This is a genomic window from Variovorax sp. SG517, assembly GCF_013376045.1.
Taxonomy (GTDB): domain Bacteria; phylum Pseudomonadota; class Gammaproteobacteria; order Burkholderiales; family Burkholderiaceae_C; genus Variovorax.
This window is the reverse complement of sequence record NZ_JABMJG010000002.1, coordinates 651,235-678,071: the sequence shown is the minus strand read 5'-3', so window position 1 is coordinate 678,071 and position 26,837 is coordinate 651,235. Positions and strand designations below refer to the sequence as shown.

18 protein-coding genes and 1 pseudogene are annotated in these 26,837 nt (G+C 66.5%); 10 read left to right on the top strand and 9 right to left on the bottom strand.

Going from position 1 to position 26,837, the window contains the following annotated elements:
* Positions 1-6: 6 nt before the first annotated feature.
* The 3 genes from FHT32_RS08620 to map are packed head-to-tail and all read right to left on the bottom strand — an operon-like array spanning position 7 to position 4,538.
* Positions 7-1,044, bottom strand: coding sequence for a sensor domain-containing diguanylate cyclase (locus tag FHT32_RS08620; protein ID WP_176664208.1), 1,038 nt, complete (start codon positions 1,042-1,044; stop codon positions 7-9).
* Positions 1,045-1,072: 28 nt separating this feature from the next.
* Complete coding sequence (locus FHT32_RS08615; RefSeq protein ID WP_176664207.1) at positions 1,073-3,679, bottom strand: [protein-PII] uridylyltransferase; 2,607 nt, start codon at positions 3,677-3,679, stop codon at positions 1,073-1,075.
* Positions 3,680-3,713: 34 nt separating this feature from the next.
* The gene (gene map / locus FHT32_RS08610; protein ID WP_176664206.1) at positions 3,714-4,538 is read right to left on the bottom strand and encodes a type I methionyl aminopeptidase; all 825 of its coding nucleotides are present in this window, start codon (positions 4,536-4,538) and stop codon (positions 3,714-3,716) included.
* Between the two features lie 156 nt (positions 4,539-4,694).
* On the opposite strand from map, the gene purL reads away from it, so the two are divergent.
* Both purL and FHT32_RS08600 read left to right on the top strand, forming a co-directional pair.
* Positions 4,695-8,663: a phosphoribosylformylglycinamidine synthase gene (gene purL, locus FHT32_RS08605; RefSeq protein ID WP_176664376.1), complete on the top strand. Its 3,969-nt coding sequence runs from the start codon at positions 4,695-4,697 to the stop codon at positions 8,661-8,663.
* A 126-nt stretch (positions 8,664-8,789) separates the two neighbouring features.
* Positions 8,790-10,239: pseudogene (locus FHT32_RS08600) on the top strand (IS1182 family transposase).
* Positions 10,240-10,359: 120 nt separating this feature from the next.
* Here FHT32_RS08600 and FHT32_RS08595 read toward each other — a convergent pair.
* The 6 genes from FHT32_RS08595 to FHT32_RS08570 all read right to left on the bottom strand — a co-directional run bounded on the left by FHT32_RS08595 (position 10,360) and on the right by FHT32_RS08570 (position 15,115).
* Complete coding sequence (locus tag FHT32_RS08595) at positions 10,360-11,145, bottom strand: peptidylprolyl isomerase (protein WP_176664205.1); 786 nt, start codon at positions 11,143-11,145, stop codon at positions 10,360-10,362.
* Positions 11,146-11,276: 131 nt separating this feature from the next.
* Entirely contained in the window at positions 11,277-11,555 is a 279-nt protein-coding gene (locus FHT32_RS08590; RefSeq protein ID WP_176664204.1) for a BolA family transcriptional regulator, read from the bottom strand.
* Positions 11,552-12,097, bottom strand: a complete 546-nt coding sequence (locus tag FHT32_RS08585) for a septation protein A (RefSeq protein ID WP_176664203.1) — start codon at positions 12,095-12,097, stop codon at positions 11,552-11,554. The genes FHT32_RS08590 and FHT32_RS08585 overlap by 4 nt, the downstream gene beginning before the upstream one ends.
* Positions 12,098-12,126: 29 nt before the next feature.
* Positions 12,127-12,537 carry a peptide-methionine (R)-S-oxide reductase MsrB gene (msrB, locus tag FHT32_RS08580; RefSeq protein ID WP_126020174.1) on the bottom strand — a complete coding sequence of 137 codons (411 nt, stop codon included), beginning with the start codon at positions 12,535-12,537 and terminating at the stop codon, positions 12,127-12,129.
* The gene (locus FHT32_RS08575) at positions 12,534-14,015 is read right to left on the bottom strand and encodes a YdiU family protein (RefSeq protein ID WP_176664202.1); all 1,482 of its coding nucleotides are present in this window, start codon (positions 14,013-14,015) and stop codon (positions 12,534-12,536) included. Before FHT32_RS08575 ends, msrB begins: the two co-directional genes overlap by 4 nt.
* A gap of 62 nt (positions 14,016-14,077) precedes the next feature.
* Positions 14,078-15,115: an AraC family transcriptional regulator gene (locus FHT32_RS08570; RefSeq protein ID WP_176664375.1), complete on the bottom strand. Its 1,038-nt coding sequence runs from the start codon at positions 15,113-15,115 to the stop codon at positions 14,078-14,080.
* Between the two features lie 281 nt (positions 15,116-15,396).
* On the opposite strand from FHT32_RS08570, the gene FHT32_RS08565 reads away from it, so the two are divergent.
* From FHT32_RS08565 to FHT32_RS08530, 8 genes are all read left to right on the top strand, one after another.
* Positions 15,397-17,154, top strand: coding sequence for a carboxylesterase family protein (locus FHT32_RS08565; RefSeq protein WP_176664374.1), 1,758 nt, complete (start codon positions 15,397-15,399; stop codon positions 17,152-17,154).
* 77 nt (positions 17,155-17,231) lie between these two features.
* On the top strand, positions 17,232-19,115 hold the full coding sequence (locus tag FHT32_RS08560) for a CocE/NonD family hydrolase (RefSeq protein ID WP_176664201.1): 1,884 nt from the start codon (positions 17,232-17,234) through the stop codon (positions 19,113-19,115).
* Positions 19,116-19,229: 114 nt separating this feature from the next.
* On the top strand, positions 19,230-20,873 hold the full coding sequence (locus FHT32_RS08555) for a 3-(methylthio)propionyl-CoA ligase (RefSeq protein WP_176664200.1): 1,644 nt from the start codon (positions 19,230-19,232) through the stop codon (positions 20,871-20,873).
* Between the two features lie 148 nt (positions 20,874-21,021).
* On the top strand, positions 21,022-22,251 hold the full coding sequence (locus FHT32_RS08550; protein ID WP_176664199.1) for a branched-chain amino acid ABC transporter substrate-binding protein: 1,230 nt from the start codon (positions 21,022-21,024) through the stop codon (positions 22,249-22,251).
* Between the two features lie 198 nt (positions 22,252-22,449).
* On the top strand, positions 22,450-23,691 hold the full coding sequence (locus FHT32_RS08545; protein ID WP_176664198.1) for a branched-chain amino acid ABC transporter substrate-binding protein: 1,242 nt from the start codon (positions 22,450-22,452) through the stop codon (positions 23,689-23,691).
* A 77-nt stretch (positions 23,692-23,768) separates the two neighbouring features.
* Positions 23,769-24,722: a branched-chain amino acid ABC transporter permease gene (locus FHT32_RS08540; RefSeq protein WP_176664197.1), complete on the top strand. Its 954-nt coding sequence runs from the start codon at positions 23,769-23,771 to the stop codon at positions 24,720-24,722.
* 4 nt (positions 24,723-24,726) lie between these two features.
* Positions 24,727-26,070, top strand: a complete 1,344-nt coding sequence (locus FHT32_RS08535; protein ID WP_176664196.1) for a branched-chain amino acid ABC transporter permease — start codon at positions 24,727-24,729, stop codon at positions 26,068-26,070.
* The gene (locus FHT32_RS08530; protein WP_093195021.1) at positions 26,067-26,837 is read left to right on the top strand and encodes an ABC transporter ATP-binding protein; all 771 of its coding nucleotides are present in this window, start codon (positions 26,067-26,069) and stop codon (positions 26,835-26,837) included. The genes FHT32_RS08535 and FHT32_RS08530 overlap by 4 nt, the downstream gene beginning before the upstream one ends.

Here is a 26,837-nt window from a genome sequence, read left to right as displayed (position 1 = left end):
CCGGGCTCAGCCCGGCAGGAGCGCGCCGGCGTCGTGGGCCATGGCGCGGCGGCTGTGCTTGACCGCGTACATGGCGGCATCGGCTTGCCGCAGGGCTTCCTCGGCGGAGGTGGTGCGGGGGTCGACCGCCACCACGCCGACGCTGGCGCCCGCGTAGTCGATCGTCATGTTCCTGAGCTTCAGCTCGCCCTTGGTGTTTTCCGCCAGCCGGTCGCCCAGCGCCATGGCGCCGGTGCGCGGCGATTCGCCGAGGCCCGGTCCCAGGCCGATCACCACGAACTCGTCGGAGCCGAAGCGCGCCAGCATGTCGCTCGCGCGCACACAGCTCGACAGCTGCTTCGCCATAGCCGCCAGGAATTCGTCGCCGACCGCGTGGCCATGCGCGTCGTTGATTTTCTTGAAGTCGTCCATGTCGATGAAGCCGACCAGCACGCTCTGGGCGCTGCGCGCGCCCTGCGCCAGCATGCGCTGCAGCGCGTCGACGAGGGCGCGGCGGTTCGGCAGGCCAGTGAGGACGTCGGTCGCGGCATTGGCCGAGAGTTCGATGCCGGCCTTGTCGAGCTTGGCGATCATCCGTTCGCGCTCCACCTGCTGGCCGATCAGCTTGGCGAACAGCCGCAATACCGGCTCGGCGATGGCCGGCAGCGGAACCTGCCGCGCGCTGGCGACGCACAGCGAGCCGTGCAGGCCCCCGTCGTCGATGTTGACCGGCACGCTGGCGCAGGACTGGATGCCCAGCTCGCGGGCGGCATCGGCGTCGCCCCAGCAGCCGCCGGCGTCGTCGGCGTAGATGCGGTTTTCTTCCAGCGCGTGGCGGCACAGCGTGTCGCCCCAGGGCACATAGGCCCCTTCGGGAATGGCGAGCTCGCCCGTGTTGTGCGCGAAGAGGATGTGCTGGCGGGCCTTATCGGGCTCGATGATCGCGAGGTAGGCCGATTCCAGGCCGGTTGCCGCCTCGAGCATCTCGAGCATCGGGCGGGCGAGGTCTTCCAGCGTCTTGGCCGATGAGACCGATTCGGATAGCTGTTCGATCAGGAATTCCATGGCCGACATTCTGAGGGCTCCCGGGGTTTCAGGATGCCAGTGCTTCCATCAATTCGGTTTCGATGGCCAGCTGCGTCTTCTGGCCCTGGAGCTCGGGGCCGCTGATCAGGAAGGTGTCTTCCACCCGCTCGCCCAGCGTCGTGACCTTGGCGAGCTGCAGGTTCAGGTGATGGCGCGCCAGCACCCGGGCCACCGAATACAGCAGGCCGGCGCGGTCGCTGGCCGAGATGTTGAGCAGCCAGCGCTGCGCCTTGTCGTCGGGCAGCAGGCTGATGCGCGGCTTGATCGGGAAGCTGCGCACCCGGCGCGACACCCGGCCCATGCTCGGCGGGGGCAGGGCGCCGGCCTCGGTGAGCGTCTGCGCCAGCCCCGACTCGACCATGCTGATCAGGTCGCGGTAGTGGTCCGGCAGGAAGGTGGTGACGACCTGGAAGGTGTCGAGCGCGTAGCCGTTGCTCGTGGTGTGCACCTTGGCGTCCAGGATGCTGAAGGAGGCCTGGTCGAAGTAGCCGCAGATGCGCGCGAACAGGTCGGGCTGGTCGGGCGTGTAGACCACCACCTGCAGGCCTTCGCCCACCGGCGACAGGTGCGCCCGCACGATGGGCGGCGCCTTCGGATCGACGGGCACGTTGGGCGGCGGCACGAAGCGCGCGAGCTGCTTGGCGTGCCAGGCGATCTCGGAGGCGTCGTGGCGCATGAAGTAGCCCACGTCGAGCGTGTCCCACAGGGCCTTGTGCGCCTCGAATCGCTGGGCGTGCAGGGCGAGCTGCACCAGCGCCTCGCGCTTGCGGGACTCGACCTCGGCGTCCGGGTCGGGCATGCGGCCGCCCAGCGCGCGCAGGGTGTAGCGGTACAGGTCCTCGAGCAGCTTGCCCTTCCAGGCATTCCACACGCGCGGCGAGGTGCCGCGGATGTCGGCCACCGTCAGCAGGTAGAGCGCGGTCAGGTAGCGCTCGTTGCCCACGCGTTTGGCGAAGGCACCGATCACCTCGGGATCGCTCAGGTCCTGCTTCTGGGCGACCTGGCTCATCACCAGGTGCTCGGCAACGAGGAATTCGATGAGCTTGGCGTCTTCCCGGGCGATGCCGTGCTGCTTGCAGAAGCGCTGCACGTCGCGCGCGCCCAGCGTGGAGTGGTCGCCGCCGCGGCCCTTGGCGATGTCGTGGAAGAGGGCGGCCACGTACAGGATCCAGGGCTTGTCCCAGCCGGCCGCCAGCTGCGAGCAGAACGGGTACTCGTGCGCGTGCTCGGCGATGAAGAAGCGCCGCACGTTGCGCAGCACCATCAGGATGTGCTGGTCCACCGTGTAGACGTGGAACAGGTCGTGCTGCATCTGCCCGACGATGCTGCGGAACACCCGCAGGTAGCGCCCGAGCACCGAGGTCTGGTTCATCAGCCTGAAGGCATGCGTGATGCCGTAGGGCTGCAGCAGGATCCGCATGAAGGTCTGGTGGTTGACCGGGTCGTTGCGGAACTTGCTGTCCATCACGTGGCGCGCGTTGTAGAGCGCGCGCAGCGTGCGCGCCGACAGGCCCTTCACGCCGATGGTCTTCTGGTAGAGCAGGAAGGTCTCGAGCACCGCGTGCGGTTCGCGCTCGTAGAGGTCGTCGCTCGCGATCTCGATCAGGCCGGCGCGTTCGTAGAAGCGCTCGTTGATCGGCGTGTGCTGCTCGTCGCTGGGCTGCAGCCGCTCGGAGATGTTGAGCAGCAGGATCTGGTTGAGCTGCGACACCGCCTTGGCGGCCCAGTAGTAGCGCCGCATCAGCGCCTCGCTCGACTTGCGCTGCGATTCGCTTTCGTAGCCGAAGCTGGCGGCCACGGCCGTCTGCAGGTCGAACACCAGCCGGTCTTCGCGCCGGTTGGCGATCACGTGCAGCCGCGCGCGGATCAGCGAAAGCAGCGCCTCGTTGCGCTTGATCTGCTGCGCCTCGAAGGATGTGGCCAGGCCGTTCTTGGCCAGGTCGTCCCAGCGGCTGCCGTAGCCCGCGGCCTTGGTCATCCAGAGGATGGTCTGCAGATCGCGCAGGCCCCCGGGCGACTCCTTGCAGTTGGGCTCCAGCGCGTAGGGCGTGTTGTCGAACTTCTGGTGGCGGTGCCGCATCTCCTGCGACTTGGCCACGAAGAAGGCCTGCGGATCGATGGCTCGCGAGAAGCGGCGGCGGAAAGCGGTGAAGAGCTTCTTGTCGCCGGCGATCAGCCGCGCCTCGAGCAGCGAGGTCTGGACGGTGACGTCCTTCTCGGCCTCCGCCAGGCATTCTTCGACGGTGCGCACGCTGGAGCCGATCTCCAGGCCGGCGTCCCAGCACTGGCCGATGAAGGCCTCGATGCGGGCCGGCTCGATGCCGCCGGCCTCGCCCTCGGGCGGCAGCAGCAGCAGCACGTCGACGTCGGAATACGGGAACAGCTCGCCGCGCCCGAAGCCGCCTACGGCGGCCAGCGTGAGCGAATCGCCGAAGCCGGCTTCGCGCCACAGGGTGCACAGGGTTTCGTCGGCCAGCGCCGAGAGCTGGCGCAGCACCGTGTGGACGCTGCGGGTGGGGGCGCGCGCGAAGCGCAGGGTGTCGAACAGGGCGAGCTTCTTGGCGCGATAGGCTTCGCGCAGCGTCGCCACGTCGATGTTGGCAGCTTCGATCACGGGCGGAAAGGCGATGGAAAGCGGCGCTGCCGCGTCAGGTCTTGGTGGCGGTGACGAAGGAGGGCAGCGGCGGGCTGCCTGCCGACAGGGTCAGCACCTCGTAGCCGGTCTCGGTGACGAGCACCGTGTGCTCCCACTGGGCCGACAGCGAATGGTCGCGCGTGACGATGGTCCAGCCGTCGTACTGGCCGCCCTTGAAGTCTTCCTTCACGTCGCGCTTGCCGGCATTGATCATCGGCTCGATGGTGAAGATCATGCCGGGCTTGAGCTCTTCCATGGTGCCCGGGCGGCCGTAGTGCAGCACCTGGGGTTCTTCATGGAAGCGCTGGCCCACGCCGTGGCCGCAGAACTCGCGCACCACCGAGAACCCGTGGCCCTCGGCAAACTTCTGGATCGCATGGCCCACGTCGCCCAGGTGGTTGCCGGGACGCACCTGCAGGATGCCGTGCCACATGGCCTCGAAGGTGATGCTGCACAGGCGCTTGGCGGCGATGGACGCGTCGCCGATCACGAACATGCGGCTGTTGTCGCCGAACCAGCCGTCCTTGATGACGGTCACGTCGACGTTCATGATGTCGCCCTTCTTCAGGGGCTTGTCGTTCGGGATGCCGTGGCACACCACGTGGTTCACCGAGGTGCAGAGCGACTTCGGGAACGGGACGCTGCTCGCGCCCATGTAGCCCACCGTGGCGGAGGTGGTGCCCTGCTTGACCATGTACTCGGCGGCGAGCCGGTCGACGTCGTTGGTCGTGATGCCGGGCTTGATGAGGGGCGTGAGATAGTCCAGCACCTCGGAGGCCAGGCGGCAGGCGACCCGCATGGCTTCGATGCCTGCAGCGTCTTTGTAGTTAATGCTCATGGCCCGAATTATCCCATTCGGCAAGCTAAAATTCCGGGTTAACGCGGATGACCCCAGTCAGCGGCCATCCGCCTCGATTCCTTGATTCCCAACGCGGCCCCCGAGGCCCCATCGACCGTGACGCAGCCCGCACCTCAAGCCCTTCCTGTCGTAACCATGTTCGAGGGCGGCAGCGCGCTCAGCGACTTCCGCGCACGGCAGCTCCTGCCGAAGCTGCAGGCCATCGAGCCGCGCATCGAGGGCATTTCGGCCCGTTTCGTGCACCTGGTGGTGACCGATGCGGCGCTCGACCAGGCGGGCCGTGAGCGCTTCGCCGCGCTGCTCACCTATGGCGACCCCTTCGAGGCCCCCGCCAAGGCCGGCGCCACCGTCGTGGTCACCCCGCGCCTGGGCACCGTGTCGCCGTGGGCCTCCAAGGCCACCGACATCGCCCACAACTGCGGGCTGGCCCTGCGACGCGTGGAGCGCGTCACCCAATACCACCTGAAGCTCAAGGCACCGCTGATCGGCAAGGCCCCCGTGCTCGAGGGCGACGTGCTGGCGGCCGTGGCCGTGCCGCTGCACGACCGCATGACCGAATCGGTGCTGGCCACCGTCGAGCAGGCGGCGAGCCTCTTCAGCGAGCTGCCGGCCCAGCCGATGGCGCAGGTCGACGTGCAGGGCGGCGGCCGCGCCGCGCTGGTGGCGGCCAACACCGGCTTCGGCCTTGCGCTGGCCGAGGACGAGATCGACTACCTCGTGGACGCCTTCACCCGCCTGGGCCGCAACCCCAGCGATGTCGAGCTCATGATGTTCGCGCAGGCCAACAGCGAGCACTGCCGCCACAAGATCTTCAACGCCAACTTCACCATCGACGGCCAGGCCCAGCCGCAGAGCCTGTTCTCGATGATCCGCAACACCGAGAAGCTGAACCCGCAGCACACGGTGGTGGCCTACGCCGACAACGCCTCGATCATGGAAGGCACGGCCATCGAGCGCTTCGTGCCCGCCAACGGCTCGCAGAGCTATCAAAAAGATAGCGCCCTGAGCCATGTGCTGATGAAGGTCGAGACGCATAACCATCCCACGGCCATCTCGCCGTTCCCGGGCGCCTCGACCGGCGCGGGCGGCGAGATCCGCGACGAGGGCGCCACCGGCCGCGGTTCCAAGCCCAAGGCCGGCCTGACCGGCTTCACCGTCTCCAAGCTCTGGCCGGAAGAGGGCAGCTACGGCAAGCCCGAGCACATCGCCAGCCCGCTGCAGATCATGACCGAGGGCCCGCTGGGCGGCGCCGCGTTCAACAACGAATTCGGCCGCCCGAACCTGCTGGGCTACTTCCGCGAGTACGAGCAGACCGTGGCGAGCGACGTCGACACCGTGCAGCGCGGCTACCACAAGCCCATCATGATCGCGGGCGGCCTCGGCAGCATCGATGCCACCCAGACCAAGAAGATCCAGTTCCCCGCGGGCTCGCTGCTGATCCAGCTCGGCGGCCCCGGCATGCGCATCGGCATGGGTGGCAGCGCCGCCAGCTCGATGGCCACCGGCGCCAACGCTGCCGAGCTCGACTTCGACTCGGTGCAGCGCGGCAACCCCGAGATCGAGCGCCGCGCGCAGGAGGTCATCAACCACTGCTGGCAGCAGGGCGCGGCCAACCCCATCCTCGCGATCCACGACGTGGGCGCGGGCGGCCTGAGCAACGCCTTTCCCGAACTCACCAACGACGCCGGCCGCGGCGCGCGCTTCGACCTGCGCTCGGTGCCGCTCGAAGAGTCGGGCATGGCGCCGAAGGAAATCTGGTGCAACGAGAGCCAGGAGCGCTACGTGCTGGCCATCGCCCCCGAATCGCTCGAACAGTTCAAGGCCTTCTGCGAACGCGAGCGCTGCCCGTTCTCGGTGGTCGGCGTGGCCACCGAAGAACGCCAGCTGCTGGTGGCCGACGAAGGCGCCGCCGTGCAGCCGGTCGACATGCCGATGGACGTGCTGCTGGGCAAGCCGCCGAAGATGCACCGCGACGTGAAGACCGTGGCGCGCAGCTTCAAGCCGCTCGACCTCACCGGCGTCGACCTGCAGAAGGCCGCTATCGACGTGCTTGCGAATCCGACCGTGGCGTCGAAGCGATTCCTCGTGACCATCGGCGACCGCACCGTGGGCGGCCTGAGCCACCGTGACCAGATGGTCGGCCCGTGGCAGGTGCCCGTGGCCGACTGCGCCGTGACGCTGGCCGACTACAAGGGCTTTGCCGGCGAAGCCATGAGCATGGGCGAGCGCACGCCGCTGGCCGCGCTCGACGCGCCGGCCTCCGGCCGCATGGCGGTGGCCGAGGCCATCACCAACCTGCTGGCCGCGCCCATCGAACTCTCGCGCGTGAAGCTGTCGGCCAACTGGATGGCCGCCTGCGGCGAGCCCGGCGAAGACGCCGCGCTGTACGAGACCGTCAAGGCCGTCGGCATGGAACTGTGCCCGGCGCTGGGCGTGTCGATTCCTGTCGGCAAGGATTCGCTGTCGATGCGCACGCAGTGGAAGGACGGCGCCGAGGCCAAGAAGGTCACCTCGCCCGTGAGCCTGATCGTCACCGCCTTCGCCACCTTGCCCGACGTGCGCGGCACTCTCACGCCGCAGCTCGACGCCGAGGAGCCCGACACCACGCTGGTGCTGATCGACCTGGGCCAGGGCAAGCACCGCATGGCCGGCAGCATCCTGGCGCAGACGCTCAACCAGAGCGGCGACACGGTGCCCGACCTCGACGACCCGGCGCAGCTCGTAGCGCTGGTCAATGCCGTGAACGCGCTGCGCGCCGACGGCAAGATCCTCGCGATGCACGACCGCAGCGATGGCGGCCTGTTCGCCACCGCCTGCGAGATGGCCTTTGCCGGCCACGTCGGCGTGGCGCTGAACGTCGACATGCTCGTCACCGAAGGCGACGGCATCTCCGACAGCCGCATGGAGACCGGCGACGCCAAGAACTGGGCGCAGCAGGTCAGCGCGCGCCGCGAGGAGCTCACGCTCAAGGCCCTGTTCAACGAGGAACTGGGCATGGTGCTGCAGGTGCGCACCGCCGAGCGCAACGACGTCATGCAGGTGCTGCGCGCCCACGGCCTCAGTGCGCACAGCCACTTCGTCGGCAAGACGCGCCCCGCCAGTTCGCCGATGGATGCGGGCAAGGGCAAGCTCGAAGTCTGGCGCGATGCCAAGGCCGTGTTCAGCGCCAGTCTGCACGACCTGCAGCAGGTGTGGGACTCGGTCAGCTGGAAGATCGCCCGCGAGCGCGACAACCCCGCCTGCGCGGATGCCGAACACGCCGCGGCCGGCGATCCGGCCGACCCGGGCATGCACGTGTTCCTGCCGAACGCGCAGCCTGCCGCACCCGCCATCCTGCAGTCGCGCCCCAAGGTCGCGATCCTGCGCGAGCAGGGCGTCAACTCGCACGTCGAGATGGCCTACGCCTTCACCGAAGCCGGCTTCGAAGCCTTCGACGTCCACATGACCGACCTGCAGACGGGCAGGGCGGACCTCGCCAGCTTCAAGGGCGTGGTCGCGTGCGGCGGCTTCAGCTACGGCGACACGCTGGGTGCCGGCATCGGCTGGGCCCGCAGCATCACCTTCAACCCGAAGCTGGCCGAGCAGTTCAAGACCTTCTTCGGCCGCGCCGACACCTTCGGCCTGGGTGTGTGCAACGGCTGCCAGATGTTCGCCGAGCTGGCCGACATCATCCCGGGTGCGGAGGCCTGGCCGCGCTTCACCACCAACCAGAGCGAACGCTTCGAGGCGCGGCTGTCGATGGTCGAGGTGCTCGAATCGCCCAGCATCTTCTTTGCGGGCATGGCCGGCAGCCGCCTGCCGATCGCGGTGGCGCACGGCGAGGGCTATGCCAACTTCAAGTACCGCGGCGACGCCGACAAGGCCATCGCGGCGATGCGCTTCGTCGACAACCACGGCAAGGCGACCGAGCAGTACCCGTTCAACCCGAACGGCAGTGCCGGCGGCCTGACCTCGGTAACCACGCCGGATGGCCGCTTCACCGCGGTGATGCCGCACCCCGAGCGCGTGTTCCGCAACATCCAGATGAGCTGGACCTCAGGCGACAGGAGCGAACTGAGCCCCTGGATGCAGATCTGGCGCAACGCGCGCCGCTGGGTGGGCTGAGCCCAGCGCTCTTCGTCACCCTGGGCGCTCCGAGCGCCCACGAAAAAGCGGCCCGAAGGCCGCTCAGACTGCTGACAAACCCTCAAGCCCTCGCGTTGCGAGGGCTTTGTGCTTTTTAATGGTGGGATGCTCAAGAGCCCCACACCTGCGCAGCAGGAACTCGAGATGGTGACGCTGGAGATGCTGGTGCCGCAGGATCGATGCGGCGGTGGATTTCGAGTTCATCCGGGCCAAGGTTGCGCACCTGTACTGCGCCGACAACGGCCGCCCGGCGCTGGATCCGGTGGTGATGTTCAAGCTGCTGCTCATCGGCTACCTGTTCGGGGTGCGCAGCGAGCGGCAGCTGATGCGCGAAGTGCAGGTCAACGTGGCCTATCGCTGGTTTGCCGGCTTTCGCCTGACCGACAAGGTCCCCGACGCCTCCACCTTCTCGCAGAACCGCCGCCGGCGCTACACCGACACCAGCGTGTACCAGGAGATCTTCGACGAGATCGTGCGCCAGGCGATCGGCCACGGCATGGTCGAGGGCCGGGTGCTGTACACCGACAGCACCCACCTGAAGGCCAACGCCAACAAGGGCAAGTTCGATGTGGTGCAAGTGCAGCAGACGCCCTCGGCGTACCTGGACGAGCTGGACGCGGCGGTGGATGCGGATCGCGCCGCGCACGGCAAGAAGCCGCTGAGGCGCGATGACGACGACACGCCGCCACCGAGCAAGGAGATCAAGCGCAGCCGCACCGACCCCGACAGCGGCTTCATGGTGCGCGAGGACAAGCCCCGTGGCTTCTTCTACCTGGACCATCGCACGGTCGACGCCAGGCACGCCATCATCACCGACACGCACGTCACGCCGGCCTCGGTGCACGACAGCCAGCCGTATCTGGGGCGGCTGGACCGCCAGCGCGAGCGCTTCGGCTTCGAGGTACAGGCCGTGGGGCTGGATGCGGGCTACTTCACGCCGGCGATCTGCCATGGGCTGGAGGCGCGCGGCATCGCCGGGGTGATGGGCTACCGCACGCCGAACCACAAGCCGGACACCTTCTACAAGCGGCAGTACGCCTACGACCGCTACCGCAACGAGTATGTTTGCCCGGCGGGTCAGGCACTGCCGTACAGCACGACCAATCGGGCGGGCTACCGCGAATACAAGTCCGATCCCGCGGTCTGCCGGCGCTGTGTGGTGCGCACGCAGTGCACGAACAGCGCCAATGCGGTGAAGGTGGTGGTGCGCCACGTCTGGGAGTGGGCCAAGCAGCGCGTGGATGCCAGGCGCCTGACGCAAGAGGGCCAGAGGCTGTATGCCCGGCGCAAGGAGACGGTGGAGCGCAGCTTCGCCGACGCCAAGCAGTTGCACGGGCACCGCTATGCGCGCATGCGCGGGCTGCGCAAGGTGGCCGAGCAGTGCTTTCTGGCCGCGGCCGCGCAGAACATCAAGAAGATCGCGCTGCTGCGGGCGCGTCTGAGGGCGCTTCTATGTCGCGCCAGGCGCTGCACAGCCATGAAATGGCTCTTGGAGCGCCGCCGGGTCGCGAATGCGGGGCTGTGCTCGCATCGTCGCGAAATCAGCTTGGCCTGAAAGAAAAAACCCCGCGTTCTGGAAAACGAGGGGTTCGTCAGCAGTCTGAGCGGCCCGAAGGCCGCTTTTTCATTTCCAGAACACCGCGGATCCGGCTTTGCCGGCCCGCAGGCCTGGGGGTTATTCCACCTTTGCCTTGGCGCGCAGGTCTTCCTGGTACTTCTGCAGGCGCTGCTGCTGCAGTTGCTGCGTGATCTGCGGCTTCACTTCTTCCAGCTTCGGCAGCTGAGCCTGGCGGATGTCGTCGACGCGGATGATGTGCCAGCCGAACTGGGTCTTGATCGGAGCGGGAGTGGTCTCGCCCTTCTTGAGCTTGATCATCGCTTCCGAGAACTCGGGCACGAAGCTCGCGGGGTTGGCCCAGTCGAGGTCGCCGCCGTTGGCGCCCGAACCCGGGTCCTTGCTCTGCTTCTTGGCGATGTCCTCGAACTTGGCGCCCTTCTTCAGGTCGGCCATGATCTTCTTTGCCTGGTCTTCGGTCTCGACCAGGATGTGGCGGGCCTTGTATTCCTTGCCGCCGTTGGCCGCGACGAACTTGTCGTACTCGGCCTTCACGTCGGCGTCCGAGACCGGGTTGGTCTTGCGGTAGTTCTCGAAGAGCGCGCGGATCAGGATGGCCTGGCGGGCGAGTTCGAGCTGGTTCTTGTAGTCCTCGGTGGCATCCAGGCCCTGCTTCTGGGCTTCCTGCATGAACACTTCGCGCGCCACGATTTCCTCGCGCAGCTGGCCTTGCATCTCGGGCGTCACCGGGCGACCGGCTGCTGCCAGCTGCTGGGCCAGGACGTCCATGCGGGCCTTGGGCACCGGCTTGCCGTTCACGATGGCTGCGTTCTGCGCCAGAGCCGACATGGAGGTGGCACCGAGCAGCACTGCGGCCGCGACGGCCTGCAAGATTTGTTTTTTCATGGAATGAATGGTCGAGCTGGGAAGGAAATGCGCGTGTAGGAGTTGCGCGGTAATGAAAGCAGGGGGTTGGGAGAAGAAGGGGCAACTGCCGATGCGGGCGCGGCGTGCGAGCGATGCGTTGGACGACTGACTCAGAGCACCTCGATGGCGATGGCGTGCAGACCCTGTGCGATGAAAACCTGGAGGGCATCATACACAAGCCGATGCCGCGCCACGCGGGGCTTCCCCTCGAACAGGGGGGACGCGATGCGCACCCGGAAATGGGTGCCCCGGCCCTCGGCGTTGGCACCCGCATGGCCTGCGTGGGCCGCGCTTTCGTCGATGACTTCGAGCGCGGTCGGCGCGAGCGCCTTGCGCAGCGCCGCCTCGAGTTCGGCCGTGGTGGGGAGAGGGGCTGTCGTGCTCGTCATGCCGCGGGCTTGTCTTCTTCGTTCTTCAGGTGCGGTGCGATGTACAGGCCCTGCGCCACCAGGAAGACGATGGGGAACACGTAGCCCCAGAGCTTGAAGTTGACCCAGGCTTCGGTCGTGAAGTACGCCGCCACGTAGGCGTTGATGGCCGCCATGAACACGCAATAGCCGATCCACGCCACGTTGAGCCGGCCCCAGATGCGATCGGGCAGCTCCAGCTGGGAGCCCAGCAGCATCTTCAGGAAGTTCTTCTTCAGCGCCCAGAGTGCCACCGCGAGCGCCAGCGCCATCGCACCGTAGAGCACCGTCGGCTTCCACTTGATGAAGCGATCGTCGTGCAGCGCCAGCGTGAGCGTGCCGAACAGCAGGATCAGCACCAGCGTGGCCTTCTGCATGGCCTGCAGCTTGCGCTCGGTGGCGTAGACGATCGCCATCTGCACCACCGTGGCGGCCATCAGCACGCCGGTGGCGGTGTAGATGTCGCCCAGCTTGTAGGCAATGAAGAAAAGCAGGATGGGAAAGAAGTCGAGGAGCAGTTTCATTGAGCTCTTTGCTGGCTGGCTTGCGTTGCTTATTTCTTCTGGAAGTCGAGCGACGCCGAGTTCATGCAGTAGCGCAGGCCGGTCTCGGTGGGTCCGTCGGGGAAGACATGGCCCAGGTGGGCGCCGCAATTGGCGCAGACGTTTTCGGTGCGCACCATGCCGTGCGAGCGGTCGATGATGTTGCGGATGGCACCGGGCACTGCCTCCTGCGAGAAGCTGGGCCAGCCGCAGCCGGCGTCGAACTTGGTTGCCGATTCGAAGAGCTTGGCGCCGCAGCAGATGCAGTGGTAGGTGCCGTCTTCCCAGTGCGCCTCGTACTTGCCGGTGAAGGGGCGTTCGGTGGCCGCGTGGCGCGTCACCTCGAAGGCCGCGGGTTCGGCGCCTTTCTCAGCGAGCAGGGCTTTCCATTCGGCGTCGGTTTTCTGTACGGGAGTGGTCATGATGAGCAGCTGATTTCGATCGTGGAGGCCCAGTCGGGCGGGAACCCGGCATATGCGTCGGCGCCGGGATGTTCTTCAAATGGGGTCTGCAGCAGAGCCAGCAAGACTGCCACACCCGAGTGGTCCTTTTGCTGACTTGCTTCGATGGCCTGCTGTCCCAGGTGGTTCCGCAGCACGAACTTCGGGTTGCTGCGGCGCATCAGTTCGACGGCCGGGGCCCGGTCGGTAGCGGCATGGCGCTCCGAAAAAGATAGCATCCAGGCGTCGAAGCCTTCGCGATCGAGGAACAGGTCGCGCACCGGCTCGACATTGCCGTCGGCCATGCAGTCGGAAAGGCGGCGCCAGAAGATCGTGTAGTCGACCTTGCCCGCGGCCAGCAGCTTGAGCACGCCTTCGATCAGCGGACGGTCGCCTTCAGCGGCCTCGGCCAGGCCCAGCTTGGCGCGCATGCGACCCTCGAACTCGTTCGGGAACACCGTCTTGTACGACTCCAACGCGGCCACGGCCACCTCCTGGTCGCCGATCAGCGGCAGCAGCGCCTGCGCGAGGCAGAAGAGGTTCCAGTAGGCGACGTTGGGCTGCTGGTTGAAGGCGTAGCGCCCCTGGGTGTCGCTGTGGTTGCAGATGTGGCGCGGGTCGAAGCCGTCGAGGAACTGGAACGGGCCGTAGTCGATGGTGAGCCCCAGGATGCTCATGTTGTCGGTGTTCATCACCCCGTGGCAGAAGCCCACGGCCTGCCACTGGGCGAGCAGGGCGGCGGTTCGCTCGCTCACGGCTTCCAGGAAGGCGGCGTAGGCGTTGCCGCCGAAGCGGTCGGTGGTGCGGCAGGCGGGGTAGTAGCGGTCGATGACGTAGTCGGCCAGGGCGCGCAGTTCATCGTTGCGCTGGTTGGCCGCGAAATGCTCGAAATGGCCGAACCGAATGAAGCTTGGTGCCACGCGGGTGACGACGGCGGCGCTTTCGATCTCCTCGCGGTAGACCTGCGCGTCGGAGCCGGTCACGCACAGCGCGCGGGTCGTCGGAATGCCCAGGCCGTGCATGGCCTCGCTGCAGAGGAACTCGCGGATGCTGGAGCGCAGCACCGCGCGGCCGTCGCCGCCGCGGGAATAGGGCGTGCGTCCGGCGCCCTTGAGCTGTACTTCGAGGCCGCCCTCGGTCTCGCCGATCATGATGGCGCGCCCGTCCCCGAGCTGGCCGGCCCACACGCCGAACTGGTGGCCGCTGTACACGGTGGCGAAGGGGCGGGTGCCTGCAACGGGCAGGCTGCCGGTGAGAGCGGCCAGGGTGGCGTCCGATTCGTGCCAGCCTGCGGGTAGCCCGAGCTCCCGGGCGACGGATTCGCTGCGGCCTACCCAATACGGATCGGGCAGGGGCGTGGGTCGCAGTTCGGTGAAAAAGACCGGTCCCAGGGCGGCAAAACCCGGTTTCCAGCGCAAGCCCAGGTCCGCGGCCTCGGTGTCTTCAGCAAGCAAGCTCATGCCCGGATTGTCCGGCACGGCGCGTAACCCCTGGCCGAACGGGCCATCGGGGGCGTGGAGGGTCAGGCCGCGAGGGCGGCCGGCGAGTCCCAGATGCGCGCCCGGTACTGCGCCGGCGGTACGCCGAACCAGCGCTTGCAGGCGCGAAAGAAGTTGCTCGTGTCGACGAAGCCCAGCATGTCCGCCACGTCGGTCAGCGTGTGGCGGTCCTCCGCGAGGTACTCCTGCGCCAGCTCGCGGCGGGTACGGTCGAGCAGCGCCTGGAACGACACCGACTCTTCCTGCAGCCGCCGCTGCAGCGTGCGCTCGGCCAGCCCGAGGCCCGAGGCCACGTCCTGCCGGCGAGGTTCGCCGTACTGCAGCCGGCGCGCGATCTCTGCGCACACCAGCGTGCTGGTGGTGGTCTGGCCGAGCAGGTTCAGCTGGTCGTCCAGCAGGTGCTCCTGCATTTCGCCCAGTGTTTCGTGGAAGGTGGGCAGCGGCGTCGCCATGTCGGCGGCCGACAGCAGCAGGCGATTGGCCTCGGCGTTGAACCGTACCTCGCAGCCGAAGGCCTCGCGGTGCAGCCGGTCGTCGGCCGGAGCGGGGTAGACGAATTCCATGGCCAGCGGCTGCAGCTCGCGCCGTGCCAACCATTGGCACTGCATCAGCACAGTCAGCAGGGCGTATTCGACGCGCTGGCGCGGAATCGGCAGGCTGCCGCCGGTGTGCTTCATGACCATCCAGCAGCCGCGCGGCTCGTGGTGCAGCGAGAAGGCGGTCGCGTCCGAGATCACGGCCATGTAGCGTGCCACGCGCTCGAGCGCTGATTCGAGATTGGGGCTGCACGACATCGCGTGTCCCACAGTGCCCAGCTTGCTGTGCGTGGCGGCCAGGTCGCGATGCAGTCCCAGCGTGGGCCGGCCGGCGCGGTTGACCGCGAGCTGCCAGAGCACGGAGATCTCGTCGACCGGGATGCGCGCGTTCTGCCGGTGCAGCGAATCGGGGTCGAAGCCTGCCTCGCGCAGCAGCGCGGGCACGTCCAGCCCCTCGGCCTCGAACATCGACAGGACCCCCTCGAGCCACGCGGCCGAACTGGTGCGCAGTTCCGGCTGTGGCATGCAGCCCGCCCGGCGCTGGGTGCCGCGCTGGCGCGGCGGCGTGGAGGCTCCTGAAGTCATTCGTTTGGCTTTGTTGCGATAGCGATGAAAACCGTGCCGGTTTCTAGAATTTTTTTACGCGTTCGGCAGCCCCGCAGTATGGGCGCCGCGCGCCAGACCAGGAATTCCGATTAACCCGGTGTGGAGACAAGAACATGGAGACAAAGACAAGCACAAGCGCGCGAGACCGGCAGGGGCCGGCGGCGCGAAAGACGGCGACGGCGAGAGCCGCAGCCCTGGTGATGGCCGCGGCTGCCGTGGCCGCTCTTTCGGGCTGTGGTGGCGGTTCCGGTTCGTCCGGCTTCGCTTTCCTGCCGAGCGCGCCGCCTCCGGCACCCGCTCCAGCGCCGGCCCCGCCCGCGGCCGACGGCCCCATGGTCCGCCAGACCACCGTCGGCAAGGTCGAGGGCGTGGACGACAGCGCCAGGACCGGCACCTGGTTCTGGAAGGGCATCCCCTTCGCCAAGCCGCCGGTCGGCGCGCTGCGCTGGCGCGCCCCCGCGGCACCCGAGCCCTGGAGCGGCATCCGCCAGGCCACGAAGTTCGGCAACGCCTGCCTGCAGATCGGCCGCATCTTCAGCCCCGGCGCCAACAACACCTACGACGAGACCATCGGCACCATGCTGGGCAAGCCCTCGGGCAGCGAGGACTGCCTGTTCGTCAACATCTGGCGCCCGGCCTCGGGCGAGAAGAAGCTGCCGGTGCTGCTCTTCATCCATGGCGGCAGCAACATCTCGGGCTACACGGCAGACCCGCTGTACGACGGCGCTGCGCTTGCCAAGGCCGCCAACGCGGTTGTCATCACCGCCAGCTACCGGCTGGGCATCCTGGGCTTCCTGAACGTGCCGCAGCTGCGCCCGGGCGGCACGGAAGGCGACGACTCGGGCAACTTCGCGCTGCTCGACAACATGGCGGCGCTGCGCTTCATCCGCGACAACGTGGCCAGCTTCGGCGGCGACCCGGGCAACGTCACGCTCTCGGGCGAATCGGCCGGCGCCACCAACCTGCTGTCGGTGATGACCTCGCCGATGGCCAAGGGCCTCTTCCACAAGGCCTTCGAGATGAGCGGCGGCATCTCGCTGGCGAGCAACCTGCCGGCGGGCACGCTGCCTTCGCTGTCGCCTGCCTCGGTCTCGCTGGCGCAGGGCGAGGCCATCATCGAGAAGCTGCTCGTCGCCGACGGCACCGCCGCCGACGCGACGGCCGCCAAGGCCTACATCGCCGGTCGCACGCCGGCGCAGATCGCCGACTACCTGCGCTCGCAGGACGGCGGCAAGATGCTGGCCACCGTGGTCGCAGCCGGCCTCGGCGCGGTCGGCCCCATTCCCGACGGAACGGTGATCCCGCTCGACCCCATCGGCGCCATCGCCGCCGACCAGTACGTGAAGGTGCCGATGCTCTCGGGCAACACGCGCGACGAGGGCAAGCTCTTCGCGTCGCTGCTGGGCACCATCGGCTTTCCGAAGCCGGGCTGGATCGTCACCGACGCCCAGCGCTTCTCGATGATGTTCAACTTCAACCCCGACGCGGCACCCACGCTCAAGGTCGAAGACATCATCGACCCGTTCTACCTTCCGGTAGACAAGCCAGGCACCGGCTACAACGCGGCGACAGCCCTCATCACCAAAGGGCTGTTCGAGGCCAACCGCGACAACCTGCTCGACACGATGAAGACGCGCCAGTCGAACATCTGGCACTACCGCCTCGACTGGGCGCAGGAAGCTTCGCCGTGGAACGACGTCTACGGCGCAGCGCACGCCTTCGACCTGCCGTTCGTGTTTGGCAATTTCGGTCCCTCGGTGCTGTCGAGCTCCATTGGCGGCAAGGCCAACGAGAAGGGGCGACTCGCGCTGTCGAACGCGGTCATGGCCAGCGTGGGCGCCTTCATGCGCAAGGGCGATCCGAACACCGCCGAACTGGGCGCGACCTGGGCGCCATGGCCGTCGCAACTGCTGCTCGACGCCACGCCTACCGCCACGAAGATCACCGCGGCGCCCTGACGCGGGCTGCCGCGCGGCCTCGAATCGCGCCTGGGCAACGCACCGACATCAACCAGAACGACAACGGAGACAGAACAATGAGGACTTTCAGAGACTTCCCCCGATGGCGCCTTGCCGCGTCGCTGCTTGCCACGGCCGTGGGCATCGCCGCGTGCGGCGGCGGCTCGTCCGGGGGCGGGTTCACCTTCTTCCCGCCGGCCGCCGAAACGCCGCCAGCACAGCCGCCGGCCACGCCAGAGACGGGCGTGGTCCGCAAGTGGGGCTACATCACGCTGCCGGACGGCAACAGGATGCGCTATTCGCTGCTGTTGCCCAACGGCGGCAAGGGAAGCTTTCCATTGTTGGTCGAGTACGACGGCTACAGTTCGGGCTCGACCCCGAACATCGGCCAACTCTGGGTGTCGGAGGGCTATGCGGTAATGGGCCTCAACGTGCCGGGCACCGGCTGTTCGACCGGCGAAGACCAGGTCTTCGACGCCAGCACCGGCGCGGCCGGCGCCTTCGCCATCGAATGGGCCGGCAGGCAGCCGTGGTCGAACGGCAGGATTGGCATGGTCGGCTATTCGTACTCCGGCTACAACCAGTTGTGGGTGGCGGCGCACCGCCCCAAGGGCTTGTTGGCGATCACGCCCAGCAAGAACGTGACCGATCCGTACCGCGACGTGGGCTACCCGGGCGGCATCAAGAACGTCGGCTTTCCCTCGCAGTGGTGGGGCGGCTTCCCGGGCACCTGGAACCGCGCCGCAGCCCTCGCCGCCAAGCTCGACGGCGACACGGAGTGCGCGAAGACCGTGGCCGACAACGTCGAGAAGATCAAGCGCCCCGATCTCGACCTGACCAAGTGGCTCGAGAACCCGTATGCCGACGGCCTCTATGTGAAGCGCAGCGCGTTCTACGAGACCGGCAAGATCGACATTCCAGCGCTGGGCACCCAGTCGTGGCAAGACGAGCAGATCGGCCCGCGCTCGGGCTACTACGAAGACACCATGGCGCCCGGGAAGATGTGGCTCATCAGCTCCAACGGCGACCACCACACCAACGTCACCTCCGACTACATCGACGGCACGCTGAAGCGCTTCCTTGCCCATTTCGTGAAGGGCGAGGACAACGGCTTCGAGAAGGAGCCGCACGTGCGCCTGCTGCAGGAGATGCAGCAGACCGACCAGAAGGCGGTGAACGGCGCGGCGAAGCTGAAGCAGACGGCAGTGGCCGAATTCGACCGCCTGCCGGTCAAGGTCAGGCCGATGCGGCTGTGGATGCAGCCGGACGGGGTGCTCGGCGATGCGAAGCCGACGGCTGGTGCGGCCTCGTCCGACTACCGGTATCCGGCGAAGAGCCCCGTGGTGAACAACCCGGCTGCCGAAGGCTGGCAGGCCGTGGCCGATGCCGAGAAAGACGGTCAGCTCACTTTCACCACCGCTGCCTTGCCCGAGGACCTGAGCTTCTACGGCGAAGGCTCGGCCGACCTGTACCTGAGCGCCACGGCCGACAGCACCGACCTGCAGGTCACGGTGTCGGAGGTGCGGCCCGACGGCATGGAGATGTTCGTGCAGCGCGGCTGGCTACGCGCCTCCAGGCGCGCGCTGGACGACAGCCGATCCACTGAACTGCGCCCCTTCGGCGACTTCACGCAACCGAAGGAGGCGGCACTGCTGCCAGGGCAGCCGAACCTGGTGCGTATCGAGATCCAGAAGTTCGCTCATGTCTTCCGCGCCGGTTCCAGCATCCGCGTGACGGTGGACTCGCCCTCGCAGACCGGCTTCTGGCTCTTCGGCAACGACAAGACGCCTTCGACCAACACGCTGTGGCATCAAGCCGCCAACGCGTCGAGCATCGTGCTGGGGTACGTGCCGTACCCGCATGCCGCCACGCTGCCGGATTGCGGCAAGACGCTGCGCCAGCCATGCCGCACCAATGTGGTGAAAGTACCGGTGGGTAGCGGGCCGAAGGCTCCTCTTTGAGCCGCTTCGTTCAATCGTGCAGTGCGGGTTTGTGTCATTGTGCAAATGGCCGAAGCTTGCGTGAATGCGTTGTTCCCGAGCTTTGAAGAAGTCATTTCACATAGGAGTTTGTAGATGCTGGGTTTGATGCAAGACCAACCGCTTCTGATCTCGTCGCTGATCGAGTTCGCCGAGCGCCACAACGGCGACGGCGAGATCGTCTCGCGCCGTGTCGAAGGCGATATCCACCGCTGCACGTGGCGCGACATCGCATCGCGCGCCAAGCAGGTGGCCAACGCGCTGGATGGCGAGCAACTGCTGTTCAGCGACCGCATCGCCACCCTGGCCTGGAACGGCTATCGCCACCTGGAGCTGTACTACGGCGTGAGCGGCAGCGGCCGCGTGCTGCACACCATCAACCCGCGCCTGCACCCCGACCAGATCGCGTGGATCGCCAACCATGCCGAAGACCAGATCCTGTGCTTCGACCTCACGTTCCTGCCGCTGGTGCAGGCGGTGCATGCGCGGTGTCCCACGATCCGGAAATGGGTTGCACTGTGTGATGCCGACAAGCTCCCCGCCGACAGCGGCGTGCCCAACCTCGTGAGCTACGAGAACTGGATGGGCTCGCAGCCCACCGAGTACGAATGGCCCAGCTTCGACGAGAACTCCGCCTCGAGCATGTGCTACACGAGCGGCACCACGGGCAACCCCAAGGCCGCGCTCTACAGCCACCGCTCGACCATGCTGCACGCCTATGCCGCTGCACTGCCCGACGTGATGCGCCTGTCGGCGCGCGACTCGGTGCTGCCGGTGGTGCCGATGTTCCACGTCAACGCCTGGGGCATTCCGTACTCGGCGGCGCTGGTCGGCTGCAAGCTGGTGTTCCCCGGCCCTGCGCTCGACGGCAAGTCTGTCTATGACCTCATCGAGGCCGAGGGCGTGACCTTCGCCGCCGGCGTGCCCACCGTGTGGCAGATGCTGCTGGGCCACATGCAGGCCGGCGGCCTGAAGTTCAGCAAGCTCAACCGCACGGTGATCGGCGGTTCGGCCTGCCCGCCGGCCATGATCAAGGCGTTCCAGGAGCTCTACGACGTGGAAGTGCTGCACGCCTGGGGCATGACCGAGATGAGCCCGCTGGGCACGCTGTGCACCCTGAAGAACAAGCACCTGTCGCTGCCGGCCGATGCGCAGCTGCAGATCCGCATGAAGCAGGGCCGTGCCATCTTCGGTGTCGACATGAAGATCATCGACGGCGACGGCAAGGAGCTGCCGTGGGACGGCAAGGCCTACGGCGACCTGCTGGTCAAGGGGCCGTGGATCGTCAAGGAGTACTTCAAGGGCGAGGGCGGCAATCCGCTCATTCCCGACGAGCGCAACCGCGGCTGGTTCCCCACCGGCGACGTGGCCACCATCGATGCGGAGGGCTACCTGCAGATCACAGACCGCAGCAAGGACGTGATCAAGTCCGGCGGCGAATGGATCAGCTCCATCGACATCGAGAACATCGCCGTTGCCCACCCGGGCGTGGCCATGGCGGCGTGCATCGGCGTGTTCCATCCGAAGTGGGACGAGCGGCCGATCATCGCGGTCGTGAAGAAGCCCAACGCCGAGGTCACGCGCGAGGAGCTGCTGAAGTTCTACGAGGGCAAGACCGCCAAGTGGCAGATCCCTGACGACGCGGTGTTCGTGGAGGCCATCCCGATCGGCGCCACCGGAAAGATCCTCAAGACGAAGCTGCGCGAACTGCTCAAGGACTACAAGCTACCCGGGCTCTGACCCCTGGATCAACAAGCAAAGCCCGCTCGCACTGTCGCGCACGCGATAGGAAAGCCGCCTCGGCGGCTTGCCTTCCGGGCAATCCCTGTGCGGCGAAGAAAAGGGCGCTTGTACGCTGGCAGTCCGCCTTTCACACCGGAGACTCTTCATGCAATTTGCTATCAAGTCAGTAGCTGTCTGTGCAATGCTGGTGGGCGCCACCGCCGCATTCGCGCAAAAGGGTGAGACCGTCAAGATCGCCTGGCTCGACCCGCTGTCGGGGCTGATGGCCGCGGTCGGCACCAACCAGCTGAAGACCACGCAATTCCTTGCCGAAGAGTTCAACAAGAAGAACCAGTCGGGCGTGAAGTTCGAGATCATCGCGCTCGACAACAAGCTCAGCCCGCAGGAGACCACCGCGGCCCTGCGTTCCGCGCAGGACCAGGGCGCGCGCTACATCATGCAGGGCAACGGCTCCGGCCCCGCGCTGGCGATCATCGACGCCATCGAGAAGAACAACGCGCGCAATCCGGGCAAGGAGCTGCTGTACCTGAACTACGCGGCCGTCGACCCCGATCTGACCAACAGCAAGTGCAGCTACTGGCACTTCCGGCTCGACGCCGACACCTCCATGAAGATGGAGGCGCTGACCACCTGGATGAAGGACCAGCCCGACATCAAGAAGGTCTACATCCTCGGCCAGAACTACGCCCATGGTGTTCAGGTGTCGAAGTTCGCGAAGGAAGACCTGAAGGTCAAGCGCCCCGACATCCAGATCGTGGGCGACGACCTGCACCCGCTGGCGCAGGTGCGCGACTTCTCTCCCTACATCGCGAAGATCAAGGCTTCGGGTGCCGACACCGTCATCACCGGCAACTGGGGCTCCGACCTGTCGCTGCTCATCAAGGCCGCCAACGACTCGGGCCTGAACGTCAAGTTCCTGACCTACTACGCGCCTGGCGCCGGCACGCCCACGGCAATGGGCGCCACGTCGGAAGGCAAGGTCTACACCGTCGCCTATGCCCACTACAACATGGGCGGCGAGATCCAGCAGCTGCTCGCCGGCTTCAAGAAGCGCATGAATGACGACCTCACGCAGTCGTCGATCTATCACGCGTTCGCGCTGCTCGATGCCGCCTTCGTCAAGACCAAGTCGACCGATCCGGTCAAGGTGGCCGCGGCGCTGGAGGGCATGAAGATCAAGAGCTTCAACGGCGAGGTCGAGGTGCGCAAGGCCGACCACCAGCTGCAGCAGGGTCTCTACATCTCGCGCTGGGAGAAGGCCAGCGCCAAGTACCCCTATGACGCCGAGAACACCGGCTACACGAACGTTCCCGTGAAGTACTTCGAATCGTACGTGGCGAGCACGCCCACGTCGTGCCAGATGAAGCGCCCCTAGGCGTCTTTGTGAACGCGTTTCCTACCCGGCGGTAGCAGCAGCTACCAGCGGGTAGCAAATTGGAGAAACGCGGTGTCGCATGCGCGATAGAAACGGGCCTTTGCGGCACCCCTCTTACGGGCATTCCCTGAGGGGAGGGGCTGCAAACGCTTGTACTCTCGTGCGGCGTTTTGAATCGGTTTGACCAGGAGATATAGATTGAAGTTCGCTCTGAAAATCGCCGCAGCAGCCGTCATCGCTGCAACCGCCACCGGTGCCTTTGCCCAGAAGGGTGAAACCGTCAAGATCGCATGGCTCGACCCGCTGTCGGGCCTCATGGCCGCGGTCGGGACGAACCAGCTCAAGACCTTCCAGTTCTTCGCCGAGGAGTTCAACAAGAAGAACGCGGCGGGCGTGAAGTTCGAGATCATCGGCATCGACAACAAGCTCAGCCCGCAGGAGACCACCAGCGCACTGCGCTCGGCCCTCGACCAGGGCGCTCGCTACATCGTGCAGGGCAACGGCTCCGGCCCGGCCCTGGCCATCATCGACGCGCTCGAGAAGAACAACGCGCGCAATCCGGGCAAGGAGGCGCTGTACCTCAACTACGCCGCCGTCGACCCCGACCTGACCAACAGCAAGTGCAGCTACTGGCAATATCGCTTCGACGCCGACACGTCGATGAAGATGGAGGCGCTGACCACCTACATGAAGGACCAGCCGGACATCAAGAAGGTCTACCTGCTCAACCAGAACTACGCGCACGGCCAGCAAGTCTCGAAGTTCGCCAAGGAAAACCTCAAGACCAAGCGCCCCGACGTGCAGATCGTCGGCGACGACCTGCATCCGCTGGCCCAGGTGCGCGACTTCGCGCCGTACGTGGCAAAGATCAAGGCCTCGGGCGCGGACACCGTCATCACCGGCAACTGGGGCTCCGACCTCGCGCTGCTCATCAAGTCGGCCAACGACTCGGGCCTGAACGTCAAGTTCTACACCTACTACGCCGTGACCACCGGCACGCCGACCGCCATGGGCGCGGCTTCCGACGGCAAGGTCTACCAGGTCGGCTATGCCCACTACAACATGGGTGGCGACATGCAGAAGTACGCCGAGGATTTCAAGAAGAAGTTCAATGACGACCTCTACACCACCGACATCTACACGGTGTTCCAGGCGCTGACCGAAGCCTTCGTGAAGACCAAGTCGACCGACCCCGTCAAGGTGGCGGCCGCCATGGAAGGCATGAAGTTCAAGAGCTTCAACGGCGACATCGAACTGCGCAAGACCGACCACCAGGCACAGCAGGGCCTGTACATCGCCAAGTGGGAGAAGGCCAGCGCCAAGTATCCGTACAGCCCGGAGAACACCGGCTACACGCTGGCGCCGGTGAAGTACTACGACGCGTACGTGGCGAGCACGCCCACCTCGTGCCAGATGAAGCGGCCCGGCGGCGCCTCTTGACCGCCACCGCTGCCTGACAGGTCGAGGCCCGACTTCAACCTCGGGCCTTTTTCTTTTTCAACCGACACGAAAGACCGATGAACGTCGAATTCTTCGTCATCTCGCTGCTCAACGGCGTGAGCTACGGCTTGCTGTTGTTCATGCTGAGTTCCGGCCTCACGCTGATCTTCAGCATGATGGGCGTGCTCAACTTCGCGCACGCCAGCTTCTACATGCTGGGCGCCTATTTCGCCTACACGCTGTCGGGCATCGTCGGCTTCTGGCCGGCGCTGTTCATCGCGCCGGTGCTGGTGTTCGCGCTGGGTGCGGCCTTCGAGCGCTACTGCCTGCGCCGCGTCCACAAGTTCGGCCACGTGCCGGAGCTGCTGGTGACCTTCGGTCTTTCGTACCTAATCCTCGAGGTCGTGCAGCTGGTGTGGGGGCGCTCGACGGTGCCCTACGGTCTTCCGTCGGCGCTGCAGGGGCCGCTCTTCACGCTCTACGGCACGCAGTTCCCGAAGTCGCGCTCCTTCATCATGCTGGTGGCGGTGCTGATGCTGGTGTCGGTGTGGCTGCTGCTCACGCGCACGCGCATCGGCCTGGTGATCCAGGCGGCGCTCAAGCATCCCGAGATGGTCGAGGCGCTGGGCCACAACGTGCCGCGCGTGTTCATGCTGGTGTTCGGCGGCGGCGCCGCGCTGGCGGGCCTCGCGGGCGTGGTCGGCGGCAACACCTACGTCACCGAGCCGGCCATGGCCGCTTCTGTCGGCTCCATCATCTTCGTGGTGGTGGTGGTCGGCGGCATGGGCTCGCTGGCGGGTGCCTTCCTGGCCTCGCTGATCATCGGCATCGTGCAGACCTTCGCCGTGGCCATGGACCAGTCGCTCGCCACCGGCCTGCAGGCCTTCGGCGTGGCGGTGACCGACCAGACCTTCGGCTACGAGCTGCTCAAGCTGACGATCTCGCAGGTCGCGCCGATTCTTCCGTACCTGTTCCTGGTGCTGATCCTCATCTTCAGGCCCAAGGGTCTTCTCGGAACGCGGGAGGACTGATGCCATGAATACCGCAACCACCACAACCACATCGAATGCCTCGGCCAACAAGGCGCCGACGCAGTACTACCGTTTCAAGCCGCTGAACATCGGCCGCATCCTGATCTGGTCGTTCTTCGCGCTGCTGCTCATCGTGGCGCCGATGACCTTCACCAGCAGCCTGGCACTGACCATGCTGTCGCAGATCGGCTACCTCATCATCATCTGCCTGAGCTACAACATGCTGCTGGGGCAGGGCGGCATGCTCAGCTTCGGGCATGCGGTGTACGTGGGCCTGGGCTCGTTCATCGCCATCCACGCGATGAACCTGGCCGGCGCCGGCAAGCTGCCGATTCCGCTGGTGCTCATTCCGCTCGTGGGCGGCCTGGGCGGCATGTTCTTCGCCGTGCTGTTCGGCTACGTGTCGACGAAGAAGTCGGGCACTACCTTCGCGATGATCACGCTCGGCCTGGGCGAGCTGGTCGCCGCGATGGCGCTGATGTTCCCCAGCTTCTTCGGCGGCGAGGGCGGCATCACCACCAACCGCGTGTACGGCGCCTCGTTCTTCGGTCTCAACTTCGGTCCGCAGAACCAGGTGTACTACCTGATCGCCGTCTACTGCTTCATCTGCACCGGGCTGATGTTCGCCTTCACCGGCACGCCGCTCGGGCGGATGCTGAACGCGGTGCGCGACAACCCGGAGCGTGTGGAGTTCATCGGCTACAACACGCAGCGCGTGCGCTACTACGCCTTCATCATCGCGGGCTTCTTCGCGGGCATCGGCGGCGGACTGGCGGCCATCAACTTCGAGATCGTGAACGCGGCAGACAGCCTCAACGGGCTGCGCTCGGGCAGCTACCTGCTGTTCACGTTCCTGGGCGGCGCGACCTTCTTCTTCGGGCCGATCATCGGCGCGGCGCTGCTGGTGTTCGCGCTGGTGCTGCTGTCGGAGCTCAGCAAGGCCTGGCTGCTGTACGTGGGCCTGGTGTTCCTGCTGATGGTGATGTTCGCGCCGGGCGGCGTGGCAAGCCTGATCATGATGAACGTGCGCGTGGCGCTGTTCGGCAAGATCAAGCGCTTCTACCTGCTGTACGTGGGCCTGTTCGTGGGCGCGGCCATCATGCTCGCGGGCGCTGCGGCCATCGTCGAGATGATCTATCACATGCAGCTCAACGCAGCGCTCGGACCGGTGGTGCCGTTCGCGGGCCTGCAGCTCGACACATCCTCGGCCACGAGCTGGGTCGTTGCGGTGGCGCTGTTCGCTGTCGGCCTGGGCGTCTTCGAGGTGGTGCGCCGGCGCTTCGCGAAGGTCTGGGGCCATGCGCAGGAAGAAATCGAAGCCGAGATCAAGCGCAGGGAGACCGCATGACCTATTCACTCGAACTCAAGAACCTGCGCAAGAGCTTCGGCAAGACCGACATCATCCGCGGCGTGGACCTGGCCGTGACGGCCGGCGAGCGCATCGCCATCATCGGGCCGAACGGCGCGGGCAAGTCGACGCTGTTCAACCTCATCAGCGGGCGCCTCGCGCCGAGCAGCGGCGAGGTGCTGCTCAACGGCACGCGCATCGACGGCATGAAGCCGTACGAGATCAACCGCATGGGGCTGTCGCGCAGCTTCCAGATCACCAACATCTTCCCGAAGCTCACCGTCTTCGAGAACCTGCGCTGCGGCGTGCTGTGGAGCCTGGGCTACAAGTACACCTTCCTGCGCTTTCTCTCGAACCTCGACGACGCCAACGAGCGCACCGAGGAGCTCATCAGGCAGATCGGCCTGGAGAAGAAGCGCGACGTGCACGCGGTGAACCTCACCTATGCCGAGCAGCGCGCGCTGGAGATCGGCGTGACCATCGCCGGCGGCGCCAGCGTGATCCTGCTGGACGAGCCCACGGCCGGCATGAGCAAGACCGAGACATCGCACTTCATCTCGCTCATCAAGCACGTCACTGTCGGCAAGACGCTGCTGACGGTGGAGCACGACATGGGCGTGGTCTTCGGGCTGGCCGACAAGATCGCGGTGGTGGTGTACGGCGAGGTGATCGCCTTCGATACGCCGGCAGCGGTTCGCGCGAATGCGCGCGTGCAGGAGGCGTACCTCGGCTCCGCCGTTGCCGACGCACAAGGGGCGGGACACTGA

Bases quoted from the DNA above. Each gene is read 5' to 3' on its own strand.
- FHT32_RS08555 (WP_176664200.1), top strand. From the start codon at position 19,230: ATGCTGGGTTTGATGCAAGACCAACCGCTTCTGATCTCGTCGCTGATC.
- purL (WP_176664376.1), top strand. From the start codon at position 4,695: ATGTTCGAGGGCGGCAGCGCGCTCAGCGACTTCCGCGCACGGCAGCTC.
- FHT32_RS08535 (WP_176664196.1), top strand. From the start codon at position 24,727: ATGAATACCGCAACCACCACAACCACATCGAATGCCTCGGCCAACAAG.
- FHT32_RS08560 (WP_176664201.1), top strand. From the start codon at position 17,232: ATGAGGACTTTCAGAGACTTCCCCCGATGGCGCCTTGCCGCGTCGCTG.
- FHT32_RS08550 (WP_176664199.1), top strand. From the start codon at position 21,022: ATGCAATTTGCTATCAAGTCAGTAGCTGTCTGTGCAATGCTGGTGGGC.
- msrB (WP_126020174.1), bottom strand. From the start codon at position 12,537: ATGACCACTCCCGTACAGAAAACCGACGCCGAATGGAAAGCCCTGCTC.
- FHT32_RS08585 (WP_176664203.1), bottom strand. From the start codon at position 12,097: ATGAAACTGCTCCTCGACTTCTTTCCCATCCTGCTTTTCTTCATTGCC.
- FHT32_RS08570 (WP_176664375.1), bottom strand. From the start codon at position 15,115: ATGCCACAGCCGGAACTGCGCACCAGTTCGGCCGCGTGGCTCGAGGGG.
- FHT32_RS08540 (WP_176664197.1), top strand. From the start codon at position 23,769: ATGAACGTCGAATTCTTCGTCATCTCGCTGCTCAACGGCGTGAGCTAC.
- FHT32_RS08575 (WP_176664202.1), bottom strand. From the start codon at position 14,015: ATGAGCTTGCTTGCTGAAGACACCGAGGCCGCGGACCTGGGCTTGCGC.
- FHT32_RS08530 (WP_093195021.1), top strand. From the start codon at position 26,067: ATGACCTATTCACTCGAACTCAAGAACCTGCGCAAGAGCTTCGGCAAG.
- map (WP_176664206.1), bottom strand. From the start codon at position 4,538: ATGAGCATTAACTACAAAGACGCTGCAGGCATCGAAGCCATGCGGGTC.
- FHT32_RS08590 (WP_176664204.1), bottom strand. From the start codon at position 11,555: ATGACGAGCACGACAGCCCCTCTCCCCACCACGGCCGAACTCGAGGCG.
- FHT32_RS08595 (WP_176664205.1), bottom strand. From the start codon at position 11,145: ATGAAAAAACAAATCTTGCAGGCCGTCGCGGCCGCAGTGCTGCTCGGT.
- FHT32_RS08565 (WP_176664374.1), top strand. From the start codon at position 15,397: ATGGCCGCGGCTGCCGTGGCCGCTCTTTCGGGCTGTGGTGGCGGTTCC.
- FHT32_RS08620 (WP_176664208.1), bottom strand. From the start codon at position 1,044: ATGGAATTCCTGATCGAACAGCTATCCGAATCGGTCTCATCGGCCAAG.